30 protein-coding genes are annotated in these 25,697 nt (G+C 67.0%); 7 read left to right on the forward strand and 23 right to left on the reverse strand.

Annotation, left to right across the window (positions count from 1 at the left end; translation table 11 throughout):
• Nucleotides 1–168: 168 nt before the first annotated feature.
• From WS49_RS07895 to WS49_RS07905, 3 genes are all read right to left on the reverse strand, one after another.
• On the reverse strand, nt 169–963 hold the full coding sequence (locus WS49_RS07895) for an ABC transporter ATP-binding protein (RefSeq protein WP_059526179.1): 795 nt from the start codon (nt 961–963) through the stop codon (nt 169–171).
• 1 nt (nt 964) lies between these two features.
• Nucleotides 965–1,861 (reverse strand): ABC transporter permease, encoded by an 897-nt coding sequence (locus tag WS49_RS07900; protein WP_059526182.1) that lies wholly within the window; start codon nt 1,859–1,861, stop codon nt 965–967.
• Nucleotides 1,862–2,000: 139 nt separating this feature from the next.
• On the reverse strand, nt 2,001–2,966 hold the full coding sequence (locus tag WS49_RS07905) for an ABC transporter substrate-binding protein (protein ID WP_059526185.1): 966 nt from the start codon (nt 2,964–2,966) through the stop codon (nt 2,001–2,003).
• A 347-nt stretch (nt 2,967–3,313) separates the two neighbouring features.
• On the opposite strand from WS49_RS07905, the gene WS49_RS07910 reads away from it, so the two are divergent.
• Nucleotides 3,314–3,622 (forward strand): VF_A0006 family four-cysteine protein, encoded by a 309-nt coding sequence (locus tag WS49_RS07910; protein ID WP_059526188.1) that lies wholly within the window; start codon nt 3,314–3,316, stop codon nt 3,620–3,622.
• A gap of 110 nt (nt 3,623–3,732) precedes the next feature.
• On the opposite strand, the gene WS49_RS07915 is transcribed toward WS49_RS07910, so the two are convergent.
• On the reverse strand, nt 3,733–4,548 hold the full coding sequence (locus WS49_RS07915; RefSeq protein WP_059526193.1) for a MetQ/NlpA family ABC transporter substrate-binding protein: 816 nt from the start codon (nt 4,546–4,548) through the stop codon (nt 3,733–3,735).
• A gap of 174 nt (nt 4,549–4,722) precedes the next feature.
• The gene (locus tag WS49_RS07920) at nt 4,723–6,291 is read right to left on the reverse strand and encodes a methyl-accepting chemotaxis protein (RefSeq protein WP_059526196.1); all 1,569 of its coding nucleotides are present in this window, start codon (nt 6,289–6,291) and stop codon (nt 4,723–4,725) included.
• Between the two features lie 199 nt (nt 6,292–6,490).
• On the opposite strand from WS49_RS07920, the gene WS49_RS07925 reads away from it, so the two are divergent.
• Complete coding sequence (locus WS49_RS07925; RefSeq protein WP_044848209.1) at nt 6,491–6,781, forward strand: YciI family protein; 291 nt, start codon at nt 6,491–6,493, stop codon at nt 6,779–6,781.
• Nucleotides 6,782–6,932: 151 nt separating this feature from the next.
• Here the strand turns inward: WS49_RS07925 and WS49_RS07930 are convergent, their stop codons facing one another.
• The 5 genes from WS49_RS07930 to WS49_RS07950 are packed head-to-tail and all read right to left on the reverse strand — an operon-like array spanning nt 6,933 to nt 11,015.
• A complete protein-coding gene (locus WS49_RS07930; protein ID WP_059526197.1) occupies nt 6,933–7,550 on the reverse strand; it encodes an SCO family protein in 618 nt (205 codons plus the stop codon).
• A gap of 18 nt (nt 7,551–7,568) precedes the next feature.
• On the reverse strand, nt 7,569–8,471 hold the full coding sequence (gene cyoE, locus WS49_RS07935; RefSeq protein WP_006477738.1) for a heme o synthase: 903 nt from the start codon (nt 8,469–8,471) through the stop codon (nt 7,569–7,571).
• Nucleotides 8,472–8,479: 8 nt separating this feature from the next.
• A complete protein-coding gene (locus WS49_RS07940; RefSeq protein ID WP_059526200.1) occupies nt 8,480–9,592 on the reverse strand; it encodes a COX15/CtaA family protein in 1,113 nt (370 codons plus the stop codon).
• A 25-nt stretch (nt 9,593–9,617) separates the two neighbouring features.
• On the reverse strand, nt 9,618–10,244 hold the full coding sequence (locus WS49_RS07945; protein WP_059526203.1) for an SCO family protein: 627 nt from the start codon (nt 10,242–10,244) through the stop codon (nt 9,618–9,620).
• A gap of 60 nt (nt 10,245–10,304) precedes the next feature.
• Nucleotides 10,305–11,015, reverse strand: coding sequence for an SURF1 family protein (locus tag WS49_RS07950; protein ID WP_059526295.1), 711 nt, complete (start codon nt 11,013–11,015; stop codon nt 10,305–10,307).
• An 84-nt stretch (nt 11,016–11,099) separates the two neighbouring features.
• Here WS49_RS07950 and WS49_RS07955 point away from each other — a divergent pair, with 84 nt between their 5' ends.
• Entirely contained in the window at nt 11,100–11,309 is a 210-nt protein-coding gene (locus WS49_RS07955; RefSeq protein ID WP_044848213.1) for a twin transmembrane helix small protein, read from the forward strand.
• A gap of 199 nt (nt 11,310–11,508) precedes the next feature.
• Here the strand turns inward: WS49_RS07955 and WS49_RS07960 are convergent, their stop codons facing one another.
• The 8 genes from WS49_RS07960 to WS49_RS07995 form a co-directional block, all read right to left on the reverse strand.
• Nucleotides 11,509–12,366, reverse strand: a complete 858-nt coding sequence (locus tag WS49_RS07960; RefSeq protein ID WP_059464449.1) for a cytochrome c oxidase subunit 3 — start codon at nt 12,364–12,366, stop codon at nt 11,509–11,511.
• Between the two features lie 146 nt (nt 12,367–12,512).
• Nucleotides 12,513–12,713, reverse strand: coding sequence for a DUF2970 domain-containing protein (locus WS49_RS07965; protein ID WP_006760730.1), 201 nt, complete (start codon nt 12,711–12,713; stop codon nt 12,513–12,515).
• Between the two features lie 16 nt (nt 12,714–12,729).
• Nucleotides 12,730–13,338 carry a cytochrome c oxidase assembly protein gene (locus WS49_RS07970; protein ID WP_059507798.1) on the reverse strand — a complete coding sequence of 203 codons (609 nt, stop codon included), beginning with the start codon at nt 13,336–13,338 and terminating at the stop codon, nt 12,730–12,732.
• A 35-nt stretch (nt 13,339–13,373) separates the two neighbouring features.
• Entirely contained in the window at nt 13,374–13,514 is a 141-nt protein-coding gene (locus WS49_RS35545) for a cytochrome oxidase small assembly protein (RefSeq protein WP_006752059.1), read from the reverse strand.
• A gap of 69 nt (nt 13,515–13,583) precedes the next feature.
• Nucleotides 13,584–15,191, reverse strand: coding sequence for a cytochrome c oxidase subunit I (gene ctaD, locus WS49_RS07980; protein WP_059526209.1), 1,608 nt, complete (start codon nt 15,189–15,191; stop codon nt 13,584–13,586).
• A gap of 43 nt (nt 15,192–15,234) precedes the next feature.
• Nucleotides 15,235–16,818 carry a cytochrome c oxidase subunit II gene (gene coxB, locus WS49_RS07985; protein WP_059526213.1) on the reverse strand — a complete coding sequence of 528 codons (1,584 nt, stop codon included), beginning with the start codon at nt 16,816–16,818 and terminating at the stop codon, nt 15,235–15,237.
• A 56-nt stretch (nt 16,819–16,874) separates the two neighbouring features.
• Nucleotides 16,875–17,399 carry a DUF2244 domain-containing protein gene (locus WS49_RS07990; protein ID WP_059526216.1) on the reverse strand — a complete coding sequence of 175 codons (525 nt, stop codon included), beginning with the start codon at nt 17,397–17,399 and terminating at the stop codon, nt 16,875–16,877.
• Between the two features lie 195 nt (nt 17,400–17,594).
• Nucleotides 17,595–18,560, reverse strand: coding sequence for a methyltransferase domain-containing protein (locus WS49_RS07995; protein ID WP_059526219.1), 966 nt, complete (start codon nt 18,558–18,560; stop codon nt 17,595–17,597).
• Between the two features lie 83 nt (nt 18,561–18,643).
• On the opposite strand from WS49_RS07995, the gene WS49_RS08000 reads away from it, so the two are divergent.
• Nucleotides 18,644–19,456, forward strand: a complete 813-nt coding sequence (locus WS49_RS08000; RefSeq protein WP_059526223.1) for a ComF family protein — start codon at nt 18,644–18,646, stop codon at nt 19,454–19,456.
• Between the two features lie 107 nt (nt 19,457–19,563).
• Nucleotides 19,564–20,034 carry a tRNA (uridine(34)/cytosine(34)/5-carboxymethylaminomethyluridine(34)-2'-O)-methyltransferase TrmL gene (trmL, locus tag WS49_RS08005; protein WP_059526226.1) on the forward strand — a complete coding sequence of 157 codons (471 nt, stop codon included), beginning with the start codon at nt 19,564–19,566 and terminating at the stop codon, nt 20,032–20,034.
• A 45-nt stretch (nt 20,035–20,079) separates the two neighbouring features.
• Here trmL and WS49_RS08010 read toward each other — a convergent pair whose 3' ends face one another.
• The 5 genes from WS49_RS08010 to WS49_RS08030 form a co-directional block, all read right to left on the reverse strand.
• Nucleotides 20,080–20,604 carry an O-acetyl-ADP-ribose deacetylase gene (locus WS49_RS08010; RefSeq protein WP_059526229.1) on the reverse strand — a complete coding sequence of 175 codons (525 nt, stop codon included), beginning with the start codon at nt 20,602–20,604 and terminating at the stop codon, nt 20,080–20,082.
• A gap of 105 nt (nt 20,605–20,709) precedes the next feature.
• Nucleotides 20,710–21,708 carry an NAD(P)H-dependent glycerol-3-phosphate dehydrogenase gene (locus WS49_RS08015; protein ID WP_059526231.1) on the reverse strand — a complete coding sequence of 333 codons (999 nt, stop codon included), beginning with the start codon at nt 21,706–21,708 and terminating at the stop codon, nt 20,710–20,712.
• Between the two features lie 26 nt (nt 21,709–21,734).
• Nucleotides 21,735–22,217 (reverse strand): protein-export chaperone SecB, encoded by a 483-nt coding sequence (secB, locus tag WS49_RS08020; RefSeq protein WP_014895954.1) that lies wholly within the window; start codon nt 22,215–22,217, stop codon nt 21,735–21,737.
• Between the two features lie 107 nt (nt 22,218–22,324).
• Nucleotides 22,325–22,585: a glutaredoxin 3 gene (grxC, locus tag WS49_RS08025; protein WP_006752069.1), complete on the reverse strand. Its 261-nt coding sequence runs from the start codon at nt 22,583–22,585 to the stop codon at nt 22,325–22,327.
• On the reverse strand, nt 22,582–23,004 hold the full coding sequence (locus WS49_RS08030; protein WP_059526234.1) for a rhodanese-like domain-containing protein: 423 nt from the start codon (nt 23,002–23,004) through the stop codon (nt 22,582–22,584). Before WS49_RS08030 ends, grxC begins: the two co-directional genes overlap by 4 nt.
• 136 nt (nt 23,005–23,140) lie before the next feature.
• Here WS49_RS08030 and gpmA point away from each other — a divergent pair, with 136 nt between their 5' ends.
• Together gpmA and WS49_RS08040 are read left to right on the forward strand one after the other, a co-directional pair.
• Entirely contained in the window at nt 23,141–23,887 is a 747-nt protein-coding gene (gene gpmA / locus WS49_RS08035) for a 2,3-diphosphoglycerate-dependent phosphoglycerate mutase (RefSeq protein WP_059526237.1), read from the forward strand.
• A gap of 250 nt (nt 23,888–24,137) precedes the next feature.
• The gene (locus WS49_RS08040; RefSeq protein ID WP_059526241.1) at nt 24,138–25,679 is read left to right on the forward strand and encodes a S41 family peptidase; all 1,542 of its coding nucleotides are present in this window, start codon (nt 24,138–24,140) and stop codon (nt 25,677–25,679) included.
• Nucleotides 25,680–25,697: the final 18 nt, after the last annotated feature.

The raw sequence follows: 25,697 nt of genomic DNA on the forward strand, positions 1-25,697 counted from the left end.
TTTCGTCAGAGGAAAAACGACGGGAAATCCAGCGCGACCGTTCATGTCACGCCGCACCGGAGCGGGCGGGCCAGATCGTGTCGTCCGAATCGCCGGGCCGACACGCCAACCGCCGGGCGAACCGGCACGATGCGGCACCCCGCACCGCGCCGGCCCGCCCGCCGCGCGTCAGCCGAGCAGCAACGCGTCGTCGTCGAGCTGCTCGTGCCGCACTTTCTCGAACATCTGCAGCAGGTCCGGCACGTCGAGCCCGCGGCGCTGGTCGCCCGACACGTCGAGCACGACCTGCCCCTGGTGCAGCATCACCGTGCGGTCGCCGTAGTCGAGCGCCTGGCGCATGCTGTGCGTGACCATCATCGTCGTCAGCTTGCTCTCGGCGACGATGCGCGCGGTCAGCTCCAGCACGAACGCGGCCGTCTTCGGGTCGAGCGCGGCCGTGTGCTCGTCGAGCAGCAGGATCCGCGACGGCCGCAGTGACGCCATCAACAGGCTCACCGCCTGCCGCTGACCGCCCGACAGCAGCCCGATCCGATCGGTCAGCCGGTTTTCCAGCCCGAGGTTCAGCAGACGCAGCTTGTCGCGGAACAGCTCGCGCGACGGCCGGTCGAGCGCCGCGCGAAAGCCGCGCCGGGCGCCGCGCGCCATCGCGAGCGCCATGTTTTCCTCGATCGTCAGCGCCTCGCAGGTGCCGGCCATCGGATCCTGGAACACGCGCGCGACGAGGTGCGCGCGGTCCCACGCCGGCTGGCGCGTGACGTCCGTGCCGTCGATCGCGATGCGTCCCGCATCGACGCGCTGGTCGCCACTGATCGCGTTGAGGAAAGTCGACTTGCCGGCGCCGTTCGAGCCGATCACCGCGACGAACTGGCCGTCGGGAATCTCGAGCGACAGCCCGCGCAACGCGCGCGTCTCGATCGGCGTGCCGGGGTTGAACGTGAGTTTCAGGTCGTGTGCGGACAGCATGTCAGGCCCCTCCGTTCTTGCGCGCGAACAGCTTCTTGCGCGTCGCCGGCAGCACCAGCGCGATCGTGACGAGCGCGGCCGTCACGAGGTTCAGGTCCTGCGCCTTCAGGCCGATGAATTCGCTGTTCAGCGCAAGCGCGATGAAGAAGCGGTAGACGATCGCGCCGAGCACGACGGCGAGCGTCGTCAGCACGAGCCGGCGCGCGGGCAGCAGCGTCTCGCCGATGATCACCGCGGCCAGCCCGATCACGATCGTGCCGATCCCCATCGAGATGTCGGCGCCGCCCTGCGTCTGCGCGAACAGCGCACCGGCGAGCGCGACGAGCGCGTTCGACAGCGCCATCCCGGCGAGCGTCGCGCGGCCCGTCGCGATGCCCTGCGCGCGCGCCATCCGCGGGTTCGCGCCGGTCGCGCGCATCGCGAGGCCGAGCTGCGACGAGAAGAACCAGTCGAGGCCGAGCTTCGCGACCACGACGACGATCGCGAGCAGCGCCGGGCGCAGCACGTAGTCGGGCATCCAGTCGGGCTGCAGCACGGTGAAGATCGTCGGCTCGGTGATGAGCGGCACGTTCGGCCGGCCCATGATCCGCAGGTTCACCGAGTAGAGCGCGATCATCATCAGGATGCTGGCGAGCAGGTCCATGATCTTCAGGCGCACGTTGAGCCAGCCGGTGACGAAGCCGGCCAGCGCGCCCGCGACGATCGCGATCACCGTCGACGTGAACGGGTCGTGGCCGGCGGAAATCAGCGTCGCGGCGACGGCGCCGCCGAGCGGAAAGCTGCCGTCGACGGTCAGGTCGGGGAAGTTGAGGATGCGGAATGAAATCAGCACCCCGAGGGCGACGAGACTGAAGATCAGGCCGATCTCCAGCGCGCCCAGAAACGAGAACAGAGACATGATGGGGAAATCCTGTTGCTTCCCGGCCGGACGTGTACGGCCGGGCGAAGCGGACGGGCGGCCCCGGGTGGGAGCCGCCCGCCCGGCGGTTTCGTTCGGGCCCGGATCGGGCCTGCAAGCGCGGCGCTCGGGCCGCGGCTTACTTGATGACCGTCTTCGCTTCCTTGAGCAGATCCGGCGACAGCGTCACGCCCTGCTTCGCGGCCGCGCCCGTGTTCGCGAACAATTCGAGGTTGCTGCTCGTCTCCGACGCGATCGCGCCCGGCTTCTCGCCCTTCAGGATGCGCGCGACGACCTTGCCGGTCTGCCGGCCGAGGTCGCCGTAGTTGATGCCGAGCGCCGCGATGCCGCCGCGCTTCACGCTGTCGGTATCGCCGGCGACGAGCGGGATCTTCGCTTCGTTCGCGACCTTCACGAGCGCTTCGTACGCGGACACGACGTTGTTGTCGGTGTTCGTGTAGATCACGTCGACCTTGCCGATCAGGCTCTTCGCGGCCGGGCCGATGTCGACGGTGCGCGGCGCGGCCGCTTCCTTCAGCGTCATCCCCTGCTTCGCGAGAAGCTCCTTGAGCTCCTTCACGACCACGACCGAGTTCGCCTCGCCCGGGTTGTAGACCATGCCGACCGTCTTCGCCGTCGGCACGACGCGCTTGATCAGCGCGACCTGGCGGTCGAGCGGCAGCTTGTCGGAGACGCCCGTCACGTTGGTGCCCGACGCGCCCCAGCCCTTCACGAGCTGGGCTGCGACCGGATCGGTCACGCCCGAATAGACGACCGGCACGCTCTTCGTCGACGCAACCACCGCCTGCGCGGCCGGCGTCGCGATCGCGACGATCACGTCGGGCTGGTCGCCGACGAACTTGCGCGCGATCTGCGCGGCCGTGCCCGTGTTGCCCTGCGCGCTCTGGTATTCCCACTTGAGCTTGTCGTCGCCGTAGCCTTCCGCCTTCAGTTCGGCGCGCACGCCGTCGCGGATCGCATCGAGCGCCGGGTGGTCGACGATCGACAGCACCTTGACCGTCTGGGCGTGCGCGGCGCCTGCCAGCGCGAATGCGGCGACGCCGGCCGTGATCGAACGGATCGCGAAAGTCTTGAAACGCTTCATGGGTGAGTCTCCCCCGTATTTGTGTCGGTTCTGGATGATGGATTCCCGCCGCCGTCATGCAGGTGCCGATGCGCGCGCAACCGGATGACGGCGCGGGCGGCAGCGGCCCCGCGCGGGCCCCGGGAAGGCGCGCGGCGGCGAACGCACGAGGATACCATTTCCGCAGACCACCGCCTGACTCCGCGCTTTCGGCCAAGCGGGCGGCACACGCGGCCGCCGCGCCGCCGCGAAAGGCTCGGGAAGCCCGGCCGGCGGCGCTCCGCGCCGGTCCCGGCGCAACGCGTCAGCCGCATTCACAGCTTTACGTTATGCTGTCCGCCGACCCAATCCACACCATCGGAGGGCGCATGAAACGGGGACTCCACGCGATCGCGTGCGCGGCCGTCGCGCTGGTGCTGCCAGGCGCGGCATTCGCGCTGACCGACGGCAGCGCGCAATACGACGACTGCATGCTGGGCGCGCTGCGCGAGAGCCGCAACGGCGCGGCCGCGCAACTGATCCAGCGCTCGTGCGACGCGCTGTACCGCAACAACGCGATGCTGCTGCCGCGCGAGCGGCGCTTTCACGAGTGCGTCGTGCAGTCGTTGCCGGGCGTGCGCGACAACTACGCGATCCAGCAGATCATGGCGATCTGCTCGCGGCGCGGCGAGATGTGAGCCGGCGCCGAACGCCGGGCGCCGCGCATTGGTCTGCCGGCGTCGCCAACGAAAAAGGGCCTGCGCGATGCAGGCCCTTTCGTTTCAGCGGTCCGACCGATGTGCGGCGTTCAGAACGACGCGACCATCGAGCCCTTGAACTGCTTCTTGATGAATTCCCGTACTTCCGCCGACTGGTACGCCTTCACCAGCTTCTTCACCCACGGCTGATCCTTGTCCTTCGCGCGCACGGCGATCAGGTTCGCATACGGGCTCGTCAGCGATTCGAGCGCGATTGCGTCCTTGGTCGGCTGCAGGTTCGCGGCGAGCGCGTAGTTCGTGTTGATCACGGCGGCGTCGACATCCGACAGCACGCGCGGCAGTTGCGCGGCGTCGAGCTCGGAAATCTTCAGCTTCTTCGGGTTCTCGGCGATGTCGAGCACCGTCGCGTTGTTGCCGCCCGTGCCGGCGCCGGCCTTCAGCTTGATCACGCCTTGCGTCTGCAGCAGCAGCAGCGCGCGGTTCTCGTTCGACGGATCGTTCGGCACCGCGACCTTCGCGCCCTGCGGCAGGTCCTTCAGCGCCTTGAACTTCTTCGAGTACACGCCGATCGGCGAGATGTAGGTCAGGCCCGCGCTGACGATCTTGTAGCCGCGCTGCTTCACCTGGCTGTCGAGGTAGGGCTGGTGCTGGAAGCTGTTCGCGTCGAGGTCGCCCGCATCGAGCGCCGCGTTCGGCTGCACGTAGTCGTTGAACTCGATGACCTTCACGTTCAGGCCTTCCTTCTCCTTCGCGACCTTCTGCACGAGCTGCCACACTTCCGCATCCGGGCCGGCGACCGTGCCGACCTTGATGACCTTGTCCTCGGCGTGCGCGCCCGCCGACAGCGTCAGCGCGGCACCGGTGGCCAGCACGGAAAATACCTTCAGGAGACTGCGACGCTTCATCTGTTTCTCGCTTGCTTGCTAACTAAAAATGGGGCGCGATACGGGTATCCCCGAACTCGCAGGAAGGGGCAAATGGTGTCACAGGATCGGCCGGAAGTGAAATACATCCCGCTCATATGGGTATGCACCGCGGCAGTGCCGGCAGACGATGCGCGGCTCGGCCGTTAGTTGCGTTCAGTGCACGCGGGCACCGGCATCGGCGACCCGGAACGCGCCGATCGCGTCGCGCAGCCGCCCGGCCTGCTCCTGCAGCGACGCAGCGGCCGCGGTGGCCTCCTCGACGAGCGCCGCGTTCTGCTGCGTGACCTGATCCATCTGCGTGACTGCGCGCCCGACCTGCGTGATGCCGCTCGCCTGCTCTTCGGACGCCGCCGCGATCTCGCCCATGATGTCGGTCACGCGCGCAACCGCCTGCAGGATCTCGCCCATCGTCGTGCCGGCCTGGCCGACCAGCGTCGAGCCGTTGCGCACGCGCTCGACCGAATCGACGATCAGTTCGCGGATCTCCTTCGCCGCCGTCGCGCTGCGCTGCGCGAGCGATCGCACCTCGCCCGCGACCACCGCGAAGCCGCGCCCCTGCTCGCCGGCCCGCGCGGCCTCGACCGCCGCGTTCAGCGCGAGGATGTTGGTCTGGAACGCGATGCCCTCGATCACGCCGATGATGTCGGCGATCTTGCGCGAGCTGTCGTCGATCTCGCCCATCGTGCCGATCACGCGACTGACGACGTCGTTGCCCGCCCGCGCGATCTCCGATGCGTTGTTCGCGAGCCCGCTCGCCTGCCGCGCGTTGTCGGCGTTCTGCTTCACCGTCGCGGTCAGCTGTTCCATGCTCGCGGCCGTTTCCTCGAGCGATGCGGCCTGCTCCTCGGTGCGCTGCGACAGGTCGTCGTTGCCGGACGCGATCTCGCGGCTCGCCGACGCAATCGACTCGGCCGACTGGCGGATTCCGCCGATCGTCGCCTGCAGGCGCGCCTGCATGTCGCGCATCGCCGCCATCATGCTCGTGTCGTCGCCCGCACGCACCGGCACCGGCCGCGTGAGGTCGCCCTGCGCGATGCGCGTTGCCAGCGCGGCCGCTTCGTCCGGCTCGCCGCCGAGGCTGCCGCGAACGTTGCGAATGATCACGAGCATCGCCGCGCTGATCACGAAACCGATCACGAACACGACCGCGAGGTGGCCGAACAGCGTCCGGTAATAGACGGTATCGATGTCCTTGAGGAACACGCCGCTCGAGATGTTCCAGTCCCACGGCGCGAAGCGCGTGACGTAGCTGATCTTCGGCACCGCGGTCTCGCTGTGCGGCAACCGCCCGCGATACTCGGCGAAGCCGCTGCCGGTCGCCTTCGCCGCGTTCAGGATCGTGACGAACAGCGGCTTGCCGTCCGGGTCGAGATAGTCGCCGACCTGGGTGCCGACCAGCTTCGGCAGCGTCGGGTGCATCAGCACGACGGGTTTCGAATCCATCACGAACACATAGCCCGACTCGCCGTAGCGCATCGCGGCCAGGCTCGCGAGCGCGTCGCGCTTCGCGTCAGCCTCAGGCAGCGTGCCACTCTGGACGAGCGCGTGATATGCGTTGACGATGCCGGTCGCCGAGTCGACCAGGTTGGCGATGCCGGCCTTGCGTTCGGCGAGCATCGTCGCGCGCGTCTCGTATGCGCTCCATGCGCCGACGCCGAGCAAGCCGATCCATACCAGCGCAAGCGCGAGCCACAGCTTGCGATTCAAACTCATTCTGCTCATCTGCGTGCCTCGTTGTCGAAGTCGATTCCCGCATACGCGCGAACGGCCGGTCGCGCGCAAACGGTTGCCCCCGTATTTACGGCAGCGAGACTTACAACTTGAATACACGCGCGACGGCCGGCACGACACGCGACGGCCGCTGTGCTAAAAAGACCGGCTGACCGGCACACGACGCGCCGGCGACATTCCAGGGCCATCCATGTACGTCATCGACATCCACTACAACGCGTCGCTCGAGCGCATCGACGATGCGCTCGAACGCCACCGTGCGTATCTGCAGCCGCTGTTCGAGCGCGGCATCTTCATCGCGGCGGGGCCGAAGGTGCCGCGCGAAGGCGGCGTGATCCTCGCGGCCCGCATCGACCGCGACGAACTGGACGCGATCCTCGAGACCGATCCGTTCGTGACCGAAGGGCTCGCGACGTACCGTGTGACGGAATTCCGGATCACGCGTGCCGCGCAGGGCTTCAACGTGCCGGCACTGCCGTAACGCGCGCCGGCGCGCGAATACGCGCACGCACGCCGCCTCGCGAGGCGGCGAATGCAGATCGAGGGGAAACGGGAGGAATGCGTGACGGCGCGGCGCGGCCGTCACGCGTTTCGCCGGGCGACCGCCCGGGCGAACATGCGGCGCGCGCCGCTCAGTCGACCAGCAGCTTCAGGTCGTGGACCCACGGGCCGGGGCCCTGGCCGTCGCGCACGAACAGGCGCAGCTTGCCGTCGCGGTCGAACACGTAGCTCGCGGCGGTGTGATCCATCGTGTAGCTGCCGGGCGTCTTGCCGGGCACCTTCGCGTAGTACACGCGGAAATCCTTCGCGACCTTCTTGAGCGCCGCTTCGTCGGCCGGCCGCAGGCCGATGAACGACGGATCGAACGCGGGCACATACTGGCCGAGCAGCGCGGGCGTGTCGCGCTCCGGATCGACGGTGACGAACAGCACCTGCACGCGTTTCGCGGCGTCGGGCCCGAGCTGCTTCAGTGCCTCGGACAGTTCGGCCATCGTCGTCGGGCAAACATCCGGACAGTGCGTATAGCCGAAGAACATCACGACCGCACGGCCCTTGAAGTCGGCGAGCGTGCGCACCTTGCCCGTCGTGTCGGGCAGCGAGAAATCGCTGCCGAACTGCGTGTTGCCGGTGATGTCGAGATTCTGGAATTTCGGCGCGTTGTCGCAGCCGGCGAGCAGCGTGGCTGCCGCGAATGCGCACGCGAGCATCCAGCCTTGGCGCGCGCGGCGCCCGAACCATGAATGGAGCATTGCGTTCAAACCGTGCGGTTACACGCCGAGCAGCGGGCGTGCATAGTGATCGACGAGCAGCGCGGCGAACAGCAGCGACAGGTAGACGATCGAGTAACGGAAAGCCTTGCGGGCGAGTTCGTCCGAATAGTCGCGGTGGATCTTCCATGCATACGCGAGGAACACCGCGCCGAGCAACACCGCGCTCGTCAGGTAGACGGCCCCGCTCATCCCGGAGATGAACGGCATCAGCGTGACCGCGAACAGGATCACCGTGTACAGCAGGATGTGCAGCCGCGTGAATTTCTCGCCGTGCGTGACGGGCAGCATCGGCAGGCCCGCGTTTTCGTAATCCTTACGGCGATACAGCGCGAGCACCCAGAAATGCGGCGGCGTCCACACGAAGATGATCAGCACGAGGATCCATGCATCGCCGGGCACCGCGCCGGTGACCGCGGCCCAGCCGAGCGCCGGCGGCATCGCGCCCGATGCGCCGCCAATCACGATGTTCTGCGGCGTCATCGGCTTGAGCAGCAGCGTGTAGATCACCGCGTAGCCGACGAACGTCGCGATCGTCAGCCACATCGTCAGCGGATTCGTGAACGTATAGAGCGTCCATGCGCCGACGCTGCCGAGCACGGCCGAGAACAGCAGGATCTGCGGGGTCGTGATCTCGCCGCGCGCGGACGGACGCCATGCGGTGCGCCGCATCATCGCGTCGATTTTCTGTTCGACGAGGCAGTTGATCGCGAACGCCGCGCCGGCCAGCAGCCAGATGCCGACGGTGCCGCCGATCAGCACATGCCACGGCACCATGCCCGGCGTCGCGAGAAACATGCCGATCACCGCACAGAACACCGCGAGCTGCGTGACACGCGGCTTCGTCAGCGCCATGTACTGCGAGAACCGGCTACCGGGCGATTGGGAAAGGGTGCTTTGCATGGGGACGGTCACGCCGGGGCGGCGTCGCGCGCGGGCTGCACGACACGGCCGGGGCGGCTTGAAAGGATGCGAAAGTTTAACATGACGACGAGCAGCAGCAGGATCGCGGCGCCGCCGTTGTGCGCGACGGCGACCGGCAGCGGCCACTGCAGCACGATGTTGGTCAGGCCCGTCAGGAACTGCAGCAGGACCACCAGCAGCACGCCGTTCGCGGGCCGGCGCAACGACTCGAAGCGGCGCATCTTCAGCGCGAACGCGATCAGGTATGCGACGACGACGAACGCGAACGTGCGGTGGGTCCAGTGGATCGCGACCAGCGCGTCCTGCGTGATCGCATCGCCATCCTTCGTCATGCCGAGCGCGCGCCACAGATGGAAGCCCTGCTCGAAGTTCATCGGCGGAATCCACTGGCCGTTGCAGGTGGGGAAGTCGGTACACGCGAGCACCGCGTAGTTGGTGCTCACCCAGCCGCCGAGCGCGATCTGCACGACCAGCAGCACCAGCGCCGCGAGCGCGGCCGCGCGGTAGCGGCCGGCCTCCGGGTCATGCGACGGCAGCGGCGTCTGCCGCGCCGCGAGCCAGCCGAGCGTGCCGAGCAGCGTGAGGCCGAGCAGCAAGTGGGTCGTGACGATCACCGGCTGCAGCTTCATCGTGACCGTCCACGCGCCGAACACGCCCTGCACGACGATCAACAGCAGGAGGCTCGTCGGCCACCACGGCGACACGTGCAGCGGGCGGCGGCGCAGTCGCGCGGACCACGCAATCACGACCTGCGCGATGATCAGCACGCCGATCGCCATCGCGAAATAGCGGTGGATCATCTCGATCCACGCCTTCGTCATGCTGACGGGGCCGGTCGGCATCGCCTGGTGCGCGGCCGTGATCGCGGCGTGCGCGATGAACGGCGACGACGTGCCGTAGCAGCCGGGCCAGTCCGGGCAGCCGAGGCCCGAATCGGTCAGCCGCGTGAAGCCGCCGAACATCACCAGGTCGAGGGTCAGGAACGTGGTGATCCACACCAGCTTGCGGAACTTGTCGTCGTCGGCCTTCACCCACACGTACGACAGCGGCAGCAGCGCGATGCAGAGGCCGATCAGGCCGAGTTGCAGTAGATACGACATCGAATGGTTGCCTCGCCGTCTCGCCTTAGCCGATGCTCGACCACTTCAGCAGCTTCGTGACGTCCGTCTTGATCTTGCTGGGGTTCGGGTTCTTCGGGAAACGCATCATCAGGTTGCCGCTCGGATCGACCATATAGATGTGGTCGCTGTCCTGGGTGCCGGCTTCTGCCGGCAGCCACGCGGCGACCGCGGCCGGATCGGCGATCAGCCGGCGCGTGTCCGGGTAGGCCTCCAGCACCTTCGGCGGTACCGCGCCCGCATCGCTGCGCAGCCACACCATCGTGATCCGGTGCCGCTCGCCCGCCTGCGTGACGCGGATCTGGCGCATGAAGTAGAGCTTTTGCGCGCAGGCGTCGTCGCACGCGCTGCGGTCGGTCATCACGAACAGCCACACGCCGCGCAGCGACGACAGCGGCACCGTCTTGCCGGTTTCATCGGTCACCTGCAGGTCGGCCGGAATCGGCCGCTGAGGCTCGATCAGCGTGCCGTAGTTGGTCGAACCGCCCTTCGGCTTGATCACGTAATAGGTGAAGTACGACGCGATGATCGGCGCTGCGCACACGAGACCCAGCAGCACGAGCATCCAGCGGCCGCGCTTGCGGGCCGCGGGCGAGATCGGCGCTGCGGCCGGACCCTGACGGGAAGATTGCATGGACAAATCAGACCTCTCGAAACGAACCCGCGGCGCTTGCGCCGCGTCCTGGCATGGCGCTCACGCGCCGGCCGACTTCTTCGCCGCACGCCGCGCGGCGTACAGGCCGAAACCGAGCGCGGCCGCCGCCATGGCCCACCACTGAAACATGTAACCGTAATTGCGCTCGACGCCGGTCGTCGCCGCCGGCCAGTCGCGCACGAGCTTGTCGCCGTCGTCGCTCGTCTGCTGGATCACGAACGGCTGCAGCGGCAGCCCCGTTTCCTTCGCATACGCGGCGACGTCCAGGTTCTGCCGGATCTTCTGGTGCGCGGCCGAGCCGCCTTCGCCAAGCTCGAACGCGCGTGACGCATCGGCGCGCGCGATGCCTTCGATCTCGATGTCGCCGTCCGGCGTCGAAAACGGCTCGATCGCCGTGCGATCGGCGATGTTGCGCGGCAGCCAGCCGCGGTTCACCAGCACGACGCCGCCGCCCGAGAGTTTAAACGGCATCACGACGTAAAAACCCGGCTGGTCGTTATACGGCCGATTGTCGAGAAACACCGCCTGCTCCGGCAGGAAGCGGCCCCGTGCCCGCACGCGGTGGAATTCGATCGACGCGAGCGGAATCGGCTGCGCACCCACGTCGACCGGCGCCGCGTGCTCGTAGCGCACGATGCTCGCCTGCAGCGCTTCCTTCTGGTGCGCGCGGTCGCGCTGCCAGAATCCGAGGCGAATCGTGACCGCGACGACGACGAGAATCAGCAGCGCAGGCAGCCAGCGGATCTTCATCGGGCCACCCGCGAGGCGCATTCGCGAAAGCGAAGTGCGATAATTATCCTCTTCCTTTCGAATTGCCGTCGTCCGGTTCGTGTCATGCACATCCTCGTTCCCATCGCCTTCGTCCTCATCGTCGCCAGCATGGGCTCGGCGCTCTACTTCATGATGCAAGACCGCGGCCATACGAAACGCATGGTGTGGTCGCTTGCCACCCGCGTCGGGCTGTCGATCTCGCTGTTCCTGTTCATCCTGTTCGCGAACTGGATGGGCTGGATCCATTCGACCGGCCTGCCGATCGGGCGTTGATGCATTCGTTCGTGCCGGCGGTCGCCGTGACCGCCGCGACCGCTGTGACATTTCGCCGCACAACGGCACCACCAAGCAAAAGCGCCGCCTGACGGAGTCGCGGCGGCGCCGGGTTGGCGTTGAGCGCAGGCAACCAGCCGCTGCCCCGTCCCCGCCAATGAAAACGGCCCGCGCATCGCTGCGCGGGCCGTTCCTGCATTTACAGCCAGTAGACGACGACGTACAGGCCGAGCCAGACGACGTCGACGAAGTGCCAGTACCACGCGGCGCCTTCGAATGCGAAGTGGTGATCCGGCTTGAAGTGGCCGCGGATCATCCGCACCAGCACCACCGCGAGCATCGTGCCGCCAAGGAACACGTGGAAGCCGTGGAAGCCCGTCAGCAGGAAGAACGTCGAGCCGTACACGCCCGAGTTCAGCGTCAGGTTCAGTTCGTTGTACGCGTGGTAGTACTCGAAGCCCTGCATGAACAGGAAGCAGACACCGAGCACGAGCGTCGCGGCCAGCCAGGCGATCGCCTTGTTGCGGTGATCGTCGCGCAGCGCGTGGTGCGACACCGTCAGCGTCGCGCCCGACGCCAGCAGGAACGCGGTGTTCAGCGTCGGGACCGGCCACGGGCCCATCGTCTTGAAGTGACCGGCGAGCGCAGCGGGGCCTTCGTTCGGCCACACGGCGGAGAAGTCCGGCCAGATCAGCTTGTAGTCGAGGCTGCCGAGCTGGTGCAGCGCGATTTCACGCGCATAGAACAGCGCGCCGAAGAATGCGCCGAAGAACATGACTTCGGAGAAGATGAACCAGCTCATGCTCCAGCGGTACGACTTGTCGACGTTCTTGCCGTAATGACCGCCTTCCGACTCGGCGATCGCGTCGCCGAACCAGTGATACAGCGTGAAGAGCAACCACAGCAGGCCAAGCAGCGCCGTGTACGGAGCCCAGTCGTGACCGTTGATCCACAGCGCCACCGACGCGAGCATGACCAGCAGGCCGATGGCCGCGCTGATCGGATGCTGCGACGGATGCGGCACGAAATAGTACGGGGTCTGGTTTTGACCGCTCATGCTTGATTCTCCACTTCAGTCCAATTTGTGTACCGGAAACCGCTCCGGCTGTATTTCTTGCACGGCGCGTGCCGCCGCCGCGCTTTCCCGCACGCGGCGCCCGGGCGCCACGCACTGCATTCTTTCGTGGCCGCGGGCCGCGGGCCTCAGCCCACGACCGCGCGCACGATCAGGATCAGCACGCCGATGAACACACCGGCCGCGATCAACGCGACGATCAGCACGTGCAGCGGATTGAGCTGCGTCGCATCGGCCTCCAGGTCGCGCCGCTTGCGCACCCCGAAGAACGACCACAACACCGCTCGCAACGCCTGGCCGAACGACCCGCTCCGCTTGGTCTCTGTCACCGCCCCGTCTCCATCGTCATGCGTCCGGCTTCGCCGCGCCCTGCGCCGCCGTCTTGCGCGGTGCCGGCGCCGGCGCGGCCGGCGTGTTCAGCTCGAAGAACGTGTACGACAGCGTGATCGTCTTCACATCCTTCGGCAGCTTCGGATCGATCACGAACACCACCGGCATCTTGCGCGACTCGTTCGCGGCCAGCGTCTGTTGCGTGAAGCAAAAACACTCGATCTTCTTGAAGAATTCCGTTGCCTGCTTCGGCGCGTAGCTCGGAATCGCCTGCGCCACCATCGGCCGGCCCTGCCCGTTGGTCACGTCGTACACGATCGTCGTCAGTTCGCCCGGATGCACGTCGAGGCTGTTGTGCTCCGGCTTGAACCCGAGCGGGCCGCGCGCATTCGCATCGAACTCGACCGACACCGTGCGGCTGTAGTCGACCTGCGTGTTCTTCGCCTCGCGTTCGCTGACATCGCGCTGCACCAGGTTGTTGATGCCGGTGATCTGGCAAATCGCGCGATACATCGGAATCAGCGCGAAGCCGAAGCCGAACATCAGCCCGGCCACGACGAAGAGCTTCATCAGCATCGAACGATTGAACGCGCGATCGACGGCGCCCTCTTCCGGCTTCGACATACGACTACTTCCTCGCTACTGCGTCAGTTGCTGCATCAGTGAGTGGACAGCCACCACTGCTTGATCACGACACCCACAAAAAAAACGGCGGCGATGACGAGCAGGGTGAGGCCGAGCCGCTTGTTGCCCGCGCGAATCTGCTCGGGCGTTCGTCTTTCTTGTGGATTCCGGTTCATCTGAAACTTCGGTTCCGCGCCCGCCGCGCCTGCCTGCGCGGCAGGCAACGGCGGAACGCTGGGTGAAACTTATTCGACGTGCGGCGGTTGCTCGAACGTGTGGAAGGGAGCCGGGCTCGGCACCGTCCACTCGAGGCCCGTCGCGCCATCCCACGGCTTGTCCGACGCCTTTTCCAGCTCGCCGCCGCCACGGTAGGCCGGCAGCGCGACCGCGAACAGGAAGTACACCTGCGCGAGGCCGAAGCCGAATGCACCGATCGTCGCCACCTGGTTGAAGTCCGTGAACTGCGCCGGGTAGTCCGCATAGCGGCGCGGCATGCCCGCGAGACCGACGAAGTGCATCGGGAAGAACGTCAGGTTGAAGAAGATCATCGACGACCAGAAGTGGATCTTGCCGCGCGTCTCGTTGTACATCCAGCCCGTCCACTTCGGCGCCCAGTAGTACCAGCCCGCGAACAGCGCGAACAGCGACCCGGCCACGAGCACGTAGTGGAAGTGCGCCACCACGAAGTAGGTGCCGTGGTACTGGATGTCGAGCGGCGCCATCGCCAGCATCAGGCCCGTCAGACCGCCGAACGTGAACACGAACAGGAAGCCGATCGCGAACAGCATCGGGGTTTCGAACGTCATCGAGCCGCGCCACATCGTCGCGAGCCAGTTGAACACCTTCACGCCCGTCGGCACCGCGATCAGCATCGTCGCGTACATGAAGAACAGCTGACCGGTGACCGGCATGCCCGTTGCGAACATGTGGTGCGCCCAGACCATGAACGACAGGATCGCGATCGAAGCCGTCGCGTACACCATCGAGCTATAGCCGAACAGCGTCTTGCGTGCGAACGCCGGGATCACCTGCGACACGATCCCGAACGCCGGCAGAATCATGATGTACACCTCGGGGTGGCCGAAGAACCAGAAGATGTGCTGATACATCACCGGGTCGCCGCCGCCTGCCGCGTTGAAGAACGACGTACCGAAGTGGCGGTCGAACAGCACCATCGTGATCGCGCCTGCCAGAACCGGCATCACGGCGATCAGCAGGTACGCGGTGATCAGCCAGGTCCATGCGAACATCGGCATCTTCATCAGCGTCATGCCCGGTGCGCGCATGTTCAGGATCGTCACGACGATGTTGATCCCGCCCATGATCGACGATGCGCCCATGATGTGGACCGCGAAGATCGCGAAGTCCATGCCCGGGCCCATCTGCGTCGACAGCGGTGCGTACAGCGTCCAGCCGGCGGCCGTCGCGCCGCCCGGCGCGAAGAACGAACCGACCAGCAGCACGGCCGCGACCGGCAGCAGCCAGAAGCTGAAGTTGTTCATCCGCGCGAACGCCATGTCGGACGCGCCGATCTGCAGCGGAATCATCCAGTTCGCGAAGCCGACGAACGCCGGCATGATCGCGCCGAACACCATGATCAGGCCGTGCATCGTCGTGAGTTCGTTGAAGAACTCCGGACGCATGATCTGCAGGCCCGGCTCGAACAGCTCGGCACGGATGCCGAGTGCCATCACGCCGCCCGACAGGAACATGATGAACGAGAACAGCAGGTACAGCGTACCGATGTCCTTGTGGTTGGTGGCGAACAGCCAGCGACGCCAGCCGTGCGGGGCTTCGTGCGCGTGGTCGTCGTGCGCGTGGTCCGCGGCTACGTCGTGCCCGATGCTAGACATGAGAATCTCCTAATGCGAATACGTCGACTAACTCAGCGACACGTCAAGCCGCCGGCCCGATCTCGACCCGCCGGGCTTCCTTGGCGTCAGCCCCGCCCGTGATCGTTTCCGGCTTTTTGAGAATAATGTGGTCTTCCGCCACGCCTGCTGCCTTCAGCGCGTCGCGCACGGCCTGTGCACGATGCTTGGCGAGTTCGGCGTTCGCGTCGGCCGAGCCCGACTTGTCGGTGAAACCCGACAGCGCGAGCTTCGCGTCCGGATGTGCCTTCGCATAGTCGGCCGCTGCGGCGATCGCCGCTTTCGCGTCGGCCGGCAGCACGCTCTTGCCGGTCTCGAAGTAGATCGTCGACAGCGCAGCCGATGCTGCCGCCGGTTCCGCGCCCGACGCGGCTTGCGCCGGTGCCGAGGCCGCTTCGGCCGGAGCCGCCGCGCCTGCCGCGTCTTCCGGCATCTTGCCGTTGCGCGCGTCAGCCACTTGCTTCGGCTGCAGCAGGTCGTTCTTGTGGTTGCCCCACGAATTGCGCTCGTACGTGATGACCGATGCGATGTCGAGGTCCGACAGCGATGCCCACGACGGCATTGCGCCCTTGCCGTGCAGCACGCGCTCGACGTGACCGGCGATCGGGCCGTTCACGATCTGGCTGCCGTCCATCGCCGGGAAGGCGCCGAGGCCCTTGCCGTTCACCTGGTGGCAGGCCGCGCAGTTCGCCTTGTAGACTTCCTCGCCGTGCGCGACGAGTTCGGCCATCGTGTAAACCTTGTTCGGATCGACCGAAGCGCTGGCCAGCTTGGCCTTCTGCGCGGCGACCCACTTCGCGTAGTCGTCGTCCGACAGCACGACGACCACGACCGGCATGAACGCGTGTTCCTTGCCGCACAGTTCGGTACAGAAGCCGCGGAACGTGCCGACCTTGTCGGCCTTGAACCACGTGTCGCGCACGAAGCCGGGAATCGCATCCTGCTTCACGCCGAACGCGGGCACGTACCACGAGTGGACGACGTCGTTCGCGGTCGTGATGATGCGGATCTTCTTGTTGACCGGCACGACGAGCGGATTGTCGACTTCCTGCAGGTACGTCTCGGTGATCGGCTTCTTGCCCATCACTTCGTCACGCGGGGTGCTGAGCGTCGACAGGAAGCTGATGCCCTCGCCCGGGCCCTTCACGTAGTCGTAGCCCCACTTCCACTGGTAGCCGGTGACCTTGATCGTGAGATCGGCGTTGGTCGTGTCCTTCATCGCGACGACGGCCTTCGTGGCCGGCAGCGCCATCAGCACGACGATGATGAACGGCACGATCGTCCAGATGATTTCGACGGTCGTGCTTTCATGGAAATTGGCGGCCTTGTGGCCCTTGGATTTGCGGTGCGCGAAGATCGAATAGAACATCACGCCGAACACGCCGACGAAGATCAGCGTACACAGGATCAGCATCATCGTGTGGAGATCGTAGAGCTCCTCGGCGATCTTCGTGACCGGCGGCTGAAAGTTGATCTCGTTGACGCGGGGGCCGCCCGGGCTATCACCGACCGCCAGAGCAGCGCCGGCAAAGAGCAATCCGCTGCATGCCAGCACGCCCGTGAGGGCTCGCTTGATTGTTTTCATAGCATCCTTACCCAAAATTTCCATTCAAACCCTCCCCCGTCGCAAGCCGTCGACCCGTTCCGGTCGATGCCCGCGCCTCGTCAGCCGCAGCGCCTGAGCGATACGCGCAGTTCGTCGGCGAACTGCGCACGCTTGTGCTGCGCGAGATGCTGCCCAATTACGACGGTCTGCCCGCGCGATACCAGTCGAATCGGATCGCGTGGCGTCGCACCCGACTCGACCCGCACCCAGCGCGGGTTGAATTCGATCTGCGTGAACCGCTCCGCATCCATCCGCTCGATCACGAGCCGGTGCGGAAACAGCCTGATGCGCTCGTAATCGACCGCATGACGGGCGTAGACCGCAAACGCGACGCCTACCGCCAGCAATTCGATTCCGGTGAAGGGCATGACGAGCCAGGCCCCCCGCCACATCAGCAATGCCGCGATCACCAGCGAGAAGCCCGCGAGCGACGCGTAAAACAGCACGAACTGGCGCGGCGACACCGAACAGTTGCGTTTCATGAGCCAGTCTTCGAGGACCGGCTCACCGTTCGTCGTCTCCGCCAAAACCCTCGCTGCTTCCATCGCCGCCTCACGCGAATGGCATGCGATGCATGCCTGCATCGGGCTCGCCGGCCCGTATTGCGGGGACCCCGGGACGACAAGCTGACGCATTATAGGCGGGTTCAATGGCATCCACAAGCAAGCGGCTATCGGCCCGCGAGCCAAGCGCCACAAGCTTCCCGGCCGTTTTTCACGTCAATTCGACCCCGCTTTGCGCCGCTAATTTCGGACATAACAAAACCCCTCTTTACCGCTTCACCGATTCTTCGGACGCCCCTTTCCGATATCTTCGATGCGCACGATCCCGTGCCCCTCGGCGGTCGTGCGCGGCACGGCCTTCCACGCGTGGCCGTAAATCACTTCGAACGTCAGCGGAATCGTGCCGTCCGCACGCCGGCGCGCTTCCAGCGCGTCGCCGAGCGCCGCGCGAAAGCGCCGCGCCGCATGCTGCGGCACCGCGCGGTCGAACGGATAGGCGCCCCAGCGACGCACGTCGGCCAGCAGGGAATCGGCGGTCTTGTACGTGACGGTCAGCACTTCCTGGTCCATCACCGGAATCTCGAAGCCGCTCTCGACGAGCATGTCGCCGAGGTCGTGCATGTCGACGAAATCGACGACGCGCGCGGCGGGCGGCGCAATGCCGAGCGCCGCTTCGGCGTCCGCGCAGGCCGCGCGCAGTTCGCGCAGCGTGTCGGGGCCGAGCGTGCTGAACATCAGCAGGCCGTTCACGCGCAGCACGCGCTGCCATTCAGGGAACACCGTATCGGGACGCGAATGCCAGTGCAGCGCGAGATTCGACCAGATCAGGTCGAACGCGCCGGCCGCGAACGGCAGCATCGAGAAGTCGGCCTGCGCGACGCGCGGGCCGCGCTGGCCCAGCGCCCGGCCGAGCGACGCGGGCAGCCAGCGGCGCCAGCTCGTCTGCTCGACCTCGCGCTGGCCCGCCCGCGCGAGCATCGCGCCGGACAGGTCGACACCGAACACCGGCGCTTCGGGAAAGCGCGCGCGCAGCGCCGGCAGGTCGTCGCCCGGCCCGCAGCCCGCGTCGAGCACGGCCGCGGGGCTCACCTTGATGTATTCGAGGCGCTCGTTCATCCGCTGCGCGATCTCGCGCGGCAGGAACGCGACCGCGTCGAACGCGGCGGCACGGCGATCGAAGATCCGCCGCAAACGCCGGGCGTCATTGGCCGGACGGCCGGTTGAAGTCGAAGCTGGGGACATGTCAGGCACACTGGCGAAGAGCCCGAAGTATACTCGCTCGCCTCGCTGCCTTCAGCGAGACGGGGCCGCCAGGAGTGTTCGCGATGGATCGCCGTTTCGCCCCGCGCCCAATGCGCGTCGTTTTGTCGCAGGTTCGTGCGCTAGCCGTGCGCGTCGTCGCACTCGCGTTGCCGAATCGGTGCGCGCTGTGCGGCAATTTGTCACATACGGTGATGTGCAGCGCCTGCGACGCCGCGTATTGGAACGAAGCGCGACTGCGCTGCGACGTCTGCGCGGTGCCGCTGGGTGCCGGGCAGCCGCGGCCGCGCCGAGCGCGCGGCCGGCATGATGGCGCCGGTTCCGCGTCCGCGTACCGATGCGACGCATGCCGCGCGACTCCGCCGCCGTTCGATGCGACGCTCGCGCTCGCCGATTACCGCGCCCCGCTCGACGGGCTCGCGCGCGGCCTGAAGTTTCATGCGCGGCTCGCGCTGGGTGCGGAATTCGCGGCCCGGCTCGCGCAGCGGGTCGACGACACGGACGCGATGCACGCCGCCGGCCGCTTCGACGTGATCGCACCGGTGCCGCTGTCGCGCGGACGGCTCGTCGCGCGCGGCTACAACCAGGCGTGGGCGATCGCGCGGCCGCTCGCGCGCCGGCTCGGCGTGCGCGCCGACGCGGCGCTGCTTGCACGCATGACCGAAACCGCGCCGCAGTCGCGGCTCGACCGGCGTGCGCGGCGCGACAACGTGCAGGCGGCGTTCGCGGCGGCGGGCGACCTCACCGGCCGCCACGTGGCGCTCGTCGACGACGTGATGACGTCCGGTGCGACGCTCGCGGCAGCCGCGAATGCATTGAAGGCGGCGGGTGCCGCGCGCGTGACGAATCTGGTTGCGCTGCGCACCGCCAGGGATTAATTAGTTAGAGAGGCCGGCCGCCCGCACGCGGCGACGGCCGTCACGAACCGGCCGGCCGGGACGGAATGCACGCTGCTCCGCCCCGGCCGGCCCAGCCAGACCCAACCATGTTCAACGTCGTCCTCGTCGCCCCAGAAATTCCGCCTAACACCGGCAACGTGATCCGCCTGTGCGCCAATACCGGCGCGCGCCTGCATCTGATCGAGCCGCTCGGCTTTCCGCTCGACGACGCGAAGATGCGCCGCGCGGGCCTCGACTATCACGAGTACGCGGAAATGCGCGTGCACCGCGACTGGGACGCGTTCGTCGCTACCGAAGCGCCCGATCCCGCGCGGATGTTCGCGTTCACGACCCGCGGCTCGGGCCGCTTCCACGACCATGCGTTCGTGCTCGGCGACTGGTTCGTGTTCGGCTCCGAAACGCGCGGCCTGCCGGCCGAATTGCTCGAACGCTTCCCGAACGAACAGCGCGTGCGCCTGCCGATGCGGCCAGGCAACCGCAGCCTGAATCTGTCGAATACGGTGGCCGTGGTCGTGTTCGAGGCGTGGCGCCAGGCCGGTTTCGAAGGCGGCGCCTGACGCGCGTCCGGCCCGAACCGCATCGCGCTGCGCGGCCACGCAACGTTAGCTGCGCGCGAGCCGCGCGCGATACAGGTCGTAGATATCGGATGAAAAACACGCGAATATCACGCGTGCGAGGTTCGGCGCCTGCGGCAGCATTTCGGCGACCGTGCCGACGGCGATGTCGACGGCCTCCTCGGCCGGATAGCGGTACACGCCACAGCTGATCGCCGGGAATGCGATCGAGGTCGCCGCCACTTCCTCGGCCAGCTCGATCGCGCGCCGGTAGCATGCGGCGAGCAGTTCGGGCTCGCCGCGCCCGCCGCCGTGCCACACCGGGCCGACCGCATGAATCACGTACCTCGCCGGCAACGCGTGGCCGCGCGTGAGCTTCGCGTCGCCGGTCTCGCAGCCGCCGAGCGTGCGGCACTCGGCCAGGAGGCCCGGGCCGGCCGCGCGATGGATCGCGCCGTCGACCCCGCCACCGCCGAGCAGCGAACCGTTCGCGGCGTTGACGATCGCGTCGACGTCGAGCGTCGTGATGTCGACGCGTTGCGCGTCGAACGTGGTGGAACCGATCTGCAGCATGACACCCTCCCGAAACGCCGGAGATTGTTCAAGCGTAGTGCGCTTTGGCGCCGCCCGCTTTGCGCGGGCGCGCCCGGCCGCAAAAATCGGTGTGATTCGTCAGTGTTATTCGGCGCGCGCGTCGCGCCGCAGCAGGCCGCTGACCGCATCGCGCGGTGCGACGCCGTCGAACAGCACGCCGCACACGGCTTCGGTGATCGGCATTTCGATCGCTTGCGCGCGCGCGAGCGCGAGCACGGCCTGCGCGCAGCGCACGCCTTCGGCCACGTGGCCGAGCGCGCCGAGGATGTCGTTCAGCGAGCGGCCGGCTGCCAGTTGCAGGCCGACCGTGCGATTGCGCGACAGGTCGCCCGTCGCGGTGAGGATCAGGTCGCCGAGGCCCGTGAGGCCCGTGAAGGTTTCCGCACGGCCGCCGAGCGCGACGCCGAGCCGCGACATTTCGGCGAGGCCGCGCGTGACCAGCGCGGCGCGCGCGTTCAGCCCGAGCCCGAGGCCGTCGGAGATGCCCGTCGCGATCGCCAGCACGTTCTTCACCGCGCCGCCGACCTCGACGCCGACCACGTCGTCACCCGTATAGATCCGCATCGCGCCGTGATGGAACGCGGCGAGCGTGCGCTCGCGGCACTCGGCGGAGGTGCTTGCGACCGTCAGCGCGACGGGCAGCGCGAGCCCGACCTCGCGGGCGAAGCTCGGCCCCGACAGCACGCCGTTGCTGTGCTGCTCCGGCAACTCGGCCGCGATCACCTGGTGCGGCAGCAGGTGCGTGTCGGCCTCGAAACCCTTGCAGACCCACACGATGTGCGCCGGCACGCAGCCGGCGTCGCGCATCGCGCCGAACAGCGTGCGCAGCCCGGCCACGGGCGCGGCGATCACGCACAGCGCGTCGTCCGCGGCGCCGTGCGCGAGCGCGGCGCCGAGATCGGCGTCGTAGCGCAGCGCATCGGGCAGCGCGATGCCGTCCAGATAGCGGGAATTTTCGTGCCGGGCCTGCAGCCCGGCGATCAGCGCGGCGTCGCGCGCCCAGAGAAGCGTATCGTGCCGCGCGGCCAGATGGCCCGCGAGCGCGGTGCCCCAGGCACCGGCGCCGAGAACGGCTACTTTCATACCCAGCACCGGTCCGGAGTGAAACGTCAGTTCAGCGTCGTGCCGTTCGGCGCGCCTGCCGCACCGGCCTGCTGCTGCTGAAGCTGCGCGAGACGCTGCTCGTACAGCGCCTGGAAGTTGATTTCCGCCAGGTGGATCGGCGGGAAGCCCGCACGCGTGATCGCGTCGGCGATGTTCGAGCGCAGGTACGGGAACAGGATCGTCGGGCAGGCGATGCCGACGAGCGGGTCGAGCTGTTCGTCGGGAATGTTGCGAATGTCGAAAATGCCGGCCTGCTTCGCTTCGATCAGGAACGCGACCTTGTCCTTCACCTTCGCGGTGACGGTGCCCGACACGACAACCTCGAACACGCTTTCCGCGAGGCGTTCGGCCTTGACGTCGACTTCGACTTCAACCGACGGCATGTCCTGCTCGAGGAAGATCGCCGGCGAATTCGGCTGCTCGAGCGACATATCCTTCAGGTAGACGCGCTGGATGTTGAAGAACGGTTGGTTTTCGACGTCGGACATGGTGTTTCCCTAAAAGTGGTGACGGGGCGGCCCGGCTTCACGCCGGCCGCCTCGGTTGATTCCTGCGCGCTCGAGCCGCGGCGCGACCGGCGGCCATTCTGCCCTAATCAGGCCGCTTGCAGAAGCGGCAAGAGGCCGCCTTCGCGGTCGAGCTTCGACAGATCGTCGTAACCGCCGACGTGCGTGTCGCCGATGTAGATCTGCGGCACCGTGCGACGGCCCGTGCGCGTCATCATTTCGTCACGGCGGGCCGGATCGCGGTCGATCAGCACCTTTTCGATCTGCTCGACGCCGCGCAGCTTCAGCAGGCGCTCGGCCTGGATGCAATACGGACACACCTGCGTGCTGTACATCAAAACCTTGCTCACTTCGCCACTCCTTGTTTGACGACCGGCATCCCGGCCTGCTGCCAGGCGGCGACGCCGCCCTCGAGCACGTGCACCTCGGCATAGCCCGCCGCCTCGACCTCGCGCGCCGCCTTCTGCGACTGCTGGCCATTCTGGCAGACGAGCAGCACGGGAGTGCTCTTGTTTTTCGCGATCTGCGCGATCTTCGCGCCGATCTCGCCGGCGGCGACCTGACGCGCCGACGGCAGATGGCCGGCGGCGAAGTCGGACGCGGTACGCAAGTCGATCACGATCGCGTTGCGGCGATTGATGAGCTGCGTCGCCTCCGCGGCCGACAGGCCGCCACGGCCGCGGCGCAGGGCCGGCCATGCGAGCAGGCCGCCGGAAACCAGCAGGATCGCGATAAGGGCCAGGTTCGTGTAATTGGTAAAGAACGTCACGGAATGCCGCCGGAAAAAGAGAAATCGGAAAAGGACAATCCTGCCATTATAAAATAACCGTCTTGCGCGATGGCGGACCCGGACCGGGTACCGCGCGACGCGCCCCGCTTCCCTATCACTACCGACCGCAAGATCCATGTACAAACTCGTTCTCATCCGCCACGGCGAATCGACGTGGAACAAGGAAAACCGCTTCACCGGCTGGGTCGACGTCGACCTGACCGAACAGGGTCGCAACGAGGCCTACCAGGCCGGCGAATTGCTCAAGGAGGCAGGCTACACGTTCGACATCGCGTACACGTCGGTACTCAAGCGCGCGATCCGCACGTTGTGGCACGTGCAGGACAAGATGGACCTGATGTATCTGCCGGTCGTCCACTCGTGGCGCCTGAACGAACGCCACTACGGTGCGCTGTCGGGCCTGAACAAGGCGGAAACGGCCGCCAAGTTCGGCGACGACCAGGTGCTCGTGTGGCGCCGCAGCTACGACACGCCGCCGCCGGCGCTCGAGCCGACAGACGAACGCGCGCCGTTCGCCGACCCGCGCTACGCGAAGGTGCCGCGCGAACAGCTGCCGCTCACCGAATGCCTGAAGGACACGGTCGCGCGCGTGCTGCCGCTGTGGAACGAATCGATCGCGCCGGCCGTCCGTGCGGGCAAGCAGGTGCTGATCGCCGCGCACGGCAACTCGCTGCGCGCACTGATCAAGTACCTCGACGGCATCTCGGACAGCGACATCGTCGGCCTGAACATCCCGAACGGCGTGCCGCTCGTGTATGAACTCGACGAGAACCTGAAGCCGATCCAGCACTACTACCTGGGCGACCAGGACGCGATCGCGAAGGCACAGGCCGCCGTCGCGAAACAGGGCAAGGCGGGCTGATACCCGCGATGCCGGGCATGCCGCCGCGCGCGCGGCCTGCCCGGCCCAACCCGGCGTGCGGCGCGAACCTTCGCGGCCCCGGTGCGGTCGAATCCGCTTTCGAATCCGCTGCGCGTCCGGCGGCACCCCGCCGGGAACCAGGGCTCCGGGGCCAATTCGCACCGTTCCACTGGGCAATCGGACGAACAGTTATACTTGTCCGCTACATCCCCGCTACCGCCACGCGCTTCCCGACCGCACCAGACTCTCTATGCGAATGAAATTGAAGAACATCGGCCTGATTGCCGCGGGCCTCGCCACGGGCGTATTCGCCACGCTGCAGGTTTCGGCGTCGGCCGAGCAGACCGCCACGGCGCCGCTTCCCCTCGACCAGCTCCGCCTGTTCGCGGAAGTGTTCGGCCAGATCAAGCGCGAGTACGTCGAACCGGTCGACGACAAGAAGCTGCTGACGGCGGCGATCAAGGGCATGGTGTCGAGCCTCGACCCGCATTCGTCGTTCCTCGACAAGACCGACTATGACGAACTGCAGGAGCAGACCAAGGGTCGCTTCGCGGGTCTCGGCATCGAGATCTCGCAGGAAGACGGTCTCGTCAAGGTGATCTCCCCGATCGAAGATACCCCCGCGTTCCGCGCCGGCATCCGTCCGGGCGACCTGATCACCCGCATCAACGACAAGCCCGTGCGCGGCATGACGCTCGACAAGGCCGTCAAGCAGATGCGCGGCGAGCCGGGCACCAAGGTCACGCTGACGATCTTCCGCAAGAGCGACGACCGCACGTTCCCGATCACGGTCACGCGCGCGATCATCAGGGTCCAGAGCGTGAAGATGAAGCTGCTCGACCCGGGCTACGCATACATCCGGATCACGAGCTTCCAGGAACGCACGACGCCCGATCTCGCCGCGAAGCTGCAGGACATCGCACGCCAGCAGCCGAATCTGAAGGGCCTGATCCTCGACCTGCGCAACAACGGCGGCGGCCTGCTGCAAAGCGCGGTCGGCGTCGCCGGCGCGTTCCTGCCGCCCGACTCCGTCGTCGTGTCGACCAACGGCCAGATCCCGGATTCGAAGCAGGTCTACCGCGACACCTACGACAACTACCGCCTGCCGTCCTTCGACGGCGATCCGCTGAAGAGCCTGCCGCCGGTCTTCAAGACCGTGCCGATGGTCGTGCTGACGAACGCGTATTCGGCGTCCGCGTCGGAAATCGTCGCCGGCGCGCTGCAGGATTCGAAGCGCGCGCAGATCATGGGCAAGACGACGTTCGGCAAGGGCTCGGTGCAGACGGTCCGTCCGATGACGGCCGACACCGCGCTGCGCCTGACGACGGCCTACTACTACACGCCGAGCGGCCGTTCGATCCAGAACAAGGGCATCACGCCCGACGTGCCGGTCGATCAGTACGCGGACGGCGATCCGGACGACGTGCTCGTGACGCGCGAGGTCGACTACACGAACCACCTCGCGAACACGCAGGATCCGAACGAGAAGAAGGAACAGGAGGAACGCGAGCAGCGCCGGATGGACCAGCTGCGCGTCCTCGAGGAGCAGAACGACAAGAAGACGCCGGAACAGCGCCAGAAGGACCGCGATCGCAAGCCGATCGAGTTCGGCAGCACCGACGACTTCATGATGCAGCAGGCGCTCAACAAGCTCGAGGGCAAGCCGGTGCAGGAATCGAAGTCGCTGCTCGCCGAAAGCACGACGAAGAGCCCTGCAGCCAAGGCCGCGTCCACCACGAAGGCGTCGGGCGCGAAGGCGGCCGCACCGAAGCCCGCGTCGGCACCGCAGTAAGCGCCGGCCGGCATCCGA

Origin of the sequence: Burkholderia sp. RF7-non_BP4 (genome assembly GCF_001521935.1) — a bacterium.
Classification (GTDB): Bacteria; Pseudomonadota; Gammaproteobacteria; order Burkholderiales; family Burkholderiaceae; genus Burkholderia; species Burkholderia diffusa.

Coding starts and splice junctions, on each gene's coding strand:
- WS49_RS07900 (WP_059526182.1), bottom strand. CDS start 1,861: ATGTCTCTGTTCTCGTTTCTGGGCGCGCTGGAGATCGGCCTGATCTTC.
- gpmA (WP_059526237.1), top strand. CDS start 23,141: ATGTACAAACTCGTTCTCATCCGCCACGGCGAATCGACGTGGAACAAG.
- WS49_RS07945 (WP_059526203.1), bottom strand. CDS start 10,244: ATGCAATCTTCCCGTCAGGGTCCGGCCGCAGCGCCGATCTCGCCCGCG.
- WS49_RS35545 (WP_006752059.1), bottom strand. CDS start 13,514: ATGAACCGGAATCCACAAGAAAGACGAACGCCCGAGCAGATTCGCGCG.
- WS49_RS07995 (WP_059526219.1), bottom strand. CDS start 18,560: ATGTCCCCAGCTTCGACTTCAACCGGCCGTCCGGCCAATGACGCCCGG.
- WS49_RS07905 (WP_059526185.1), bottom strand. CDS start 2,966: ATGAAGCGTTTCAAGACTTTCGCGATCCGTTCGATCACGGCCGGCGTC.
- WS49_RS07960 (WP_059464449.1), bottom strand. CDS start 12,366: ATGAGCGGTCAAAACCAGACCCCGTACTATTTCGTGCCGCATCCGTCG.
- WS49_RS07920 (WP_059526196.1), bottom strand. CDS start 6,291: ATGAGCAGAATGAGTTTGAATCGCAAGCTGTGGCTCGCGCTTGCGCTG.
- WS49_RS07930 (WP_059526197.1), bottom strand. CDS start 7,550: ATGCTCCATTCATGGTTCGGGCGCCGCGCGCGCCAAGGCTGGATGCTC.
- WS49_RS07970 (WP_059507798.1), bottom strand. CDS start 13,338: ATGTCGAAGCCGGAAGAGGGCGCCGTCGATCGCGCGTTCAATCGTTCG.
- WS49_RS07950 (WP_059526295.1), bottom strand. CDS start 11,015: ATGAAGATCCGCTGGCTGCCTGCGCTGCTGATTCTCGTCGTCGTCGCG.
- WS49_RS07990 (WP_059526216.1), bottom strand. CDS start 17,399: ATGCAGGCATGCATCGCATGCCATTCGCGTGAGGCGGCGATGGAAGCA.
- WS49_RS08010 (WP_059526229.1), bottom strand. CDS start 20,604: ATGCTGCAGATCGGTTCCACCACGTTCGACGCGCAACGCGTCGACATC.
- cyoE (WP_006477738.1), bottom strand. CDS start 8,471: ATGCAAAGCACCCTTTCCCAATCGCCCGGTAGCCGGTTCTCGCAGTAC.
- trmL (WP_059526226.1), top strand. CDS start 19,564: ATGTTCAACGTCGTCCTCGTCGCCCCAGAAATTCCGCCTAACACCGGC.
- WS49_RS07915 (WP_059526193.1), bottom strand. CDS start 4,548: ATGAAGCGTCGCAGTCTCCTGAAGGTATTTTCCGTGCTGGCCACCGGT.
- secB (WP_014895954.1), bottom strand. CDS start 22,217: ATGTCCGACGTCGAAAACCAACCGTTCTTCAACATCCAGCGCGTCTAC.
- WS49_RS08040 (WP_059526241.1), top strand. CDS start 24,138: ATGCGAATGAAATTGAAGAACATCGGCCTGATTGCCGCGGGCCTCGCC.
- WS49_RS08000 (WP_059526223.1), top strand. CDS start 18,644: ATGGATCGCCGTTTCGCCCCGCGCCCAATGCGCGTCGTTTTGTCGCAG.
- WS49_RS07895 (WP_059526179.1), bottom strand. CDS start 963: ATGCTGTCCGCACACGACCTGAAACTCACGTTCAACCCCGGCACGCCG.
- WS49_RS07940 (WP_059526200.1), bottom strand. CDS start 9,592: ATGTCGTATCTACTGCAACTCGGCCTGATCGGCCTCTGCATCGCGCTG.
- WS49_RS07955 (WP_044848213.1), top strand. CDS start 11,100: ATGCACATCCTCGTTCCCATCGCCTTCGTCCTCATCGTCGCCAGCATG.
- ctaD (WP_059526209.1), bottom strand. CDS start 15,191: ATGTCTAGCATCGGGCACGACGTAGCCGCGGACCACGCGCACGACGAC.
- WS49_RS07925 (WP_044848209.1), top strand. CDS start 6,491: ATGTACGTCATCGACATCCACTACAACGCGTCGCTCGAGCGCATCGAC.
- WS49_RS07910 (WP_059526188.1), top strand. CDS start 3,314: ATGAAACGGGGACTCCACGCGATCGCGTGCGCGGCCGTCGCGCTGGTG.
- coxB (WP_059526213.1), bottom strand. CDS start 16,818: ATGGAAATTTTGGGTAAGGATGCTATGAAAACAATCAAGCGAGCCCTC.
- WS49_RS08015 (WP_059526231.1), bottom strand. CDS start 21,708: ATGAAAGTAGCCGTTCTCGGCGCCGGTGCCTGGGGCACCGCGCTCGCG.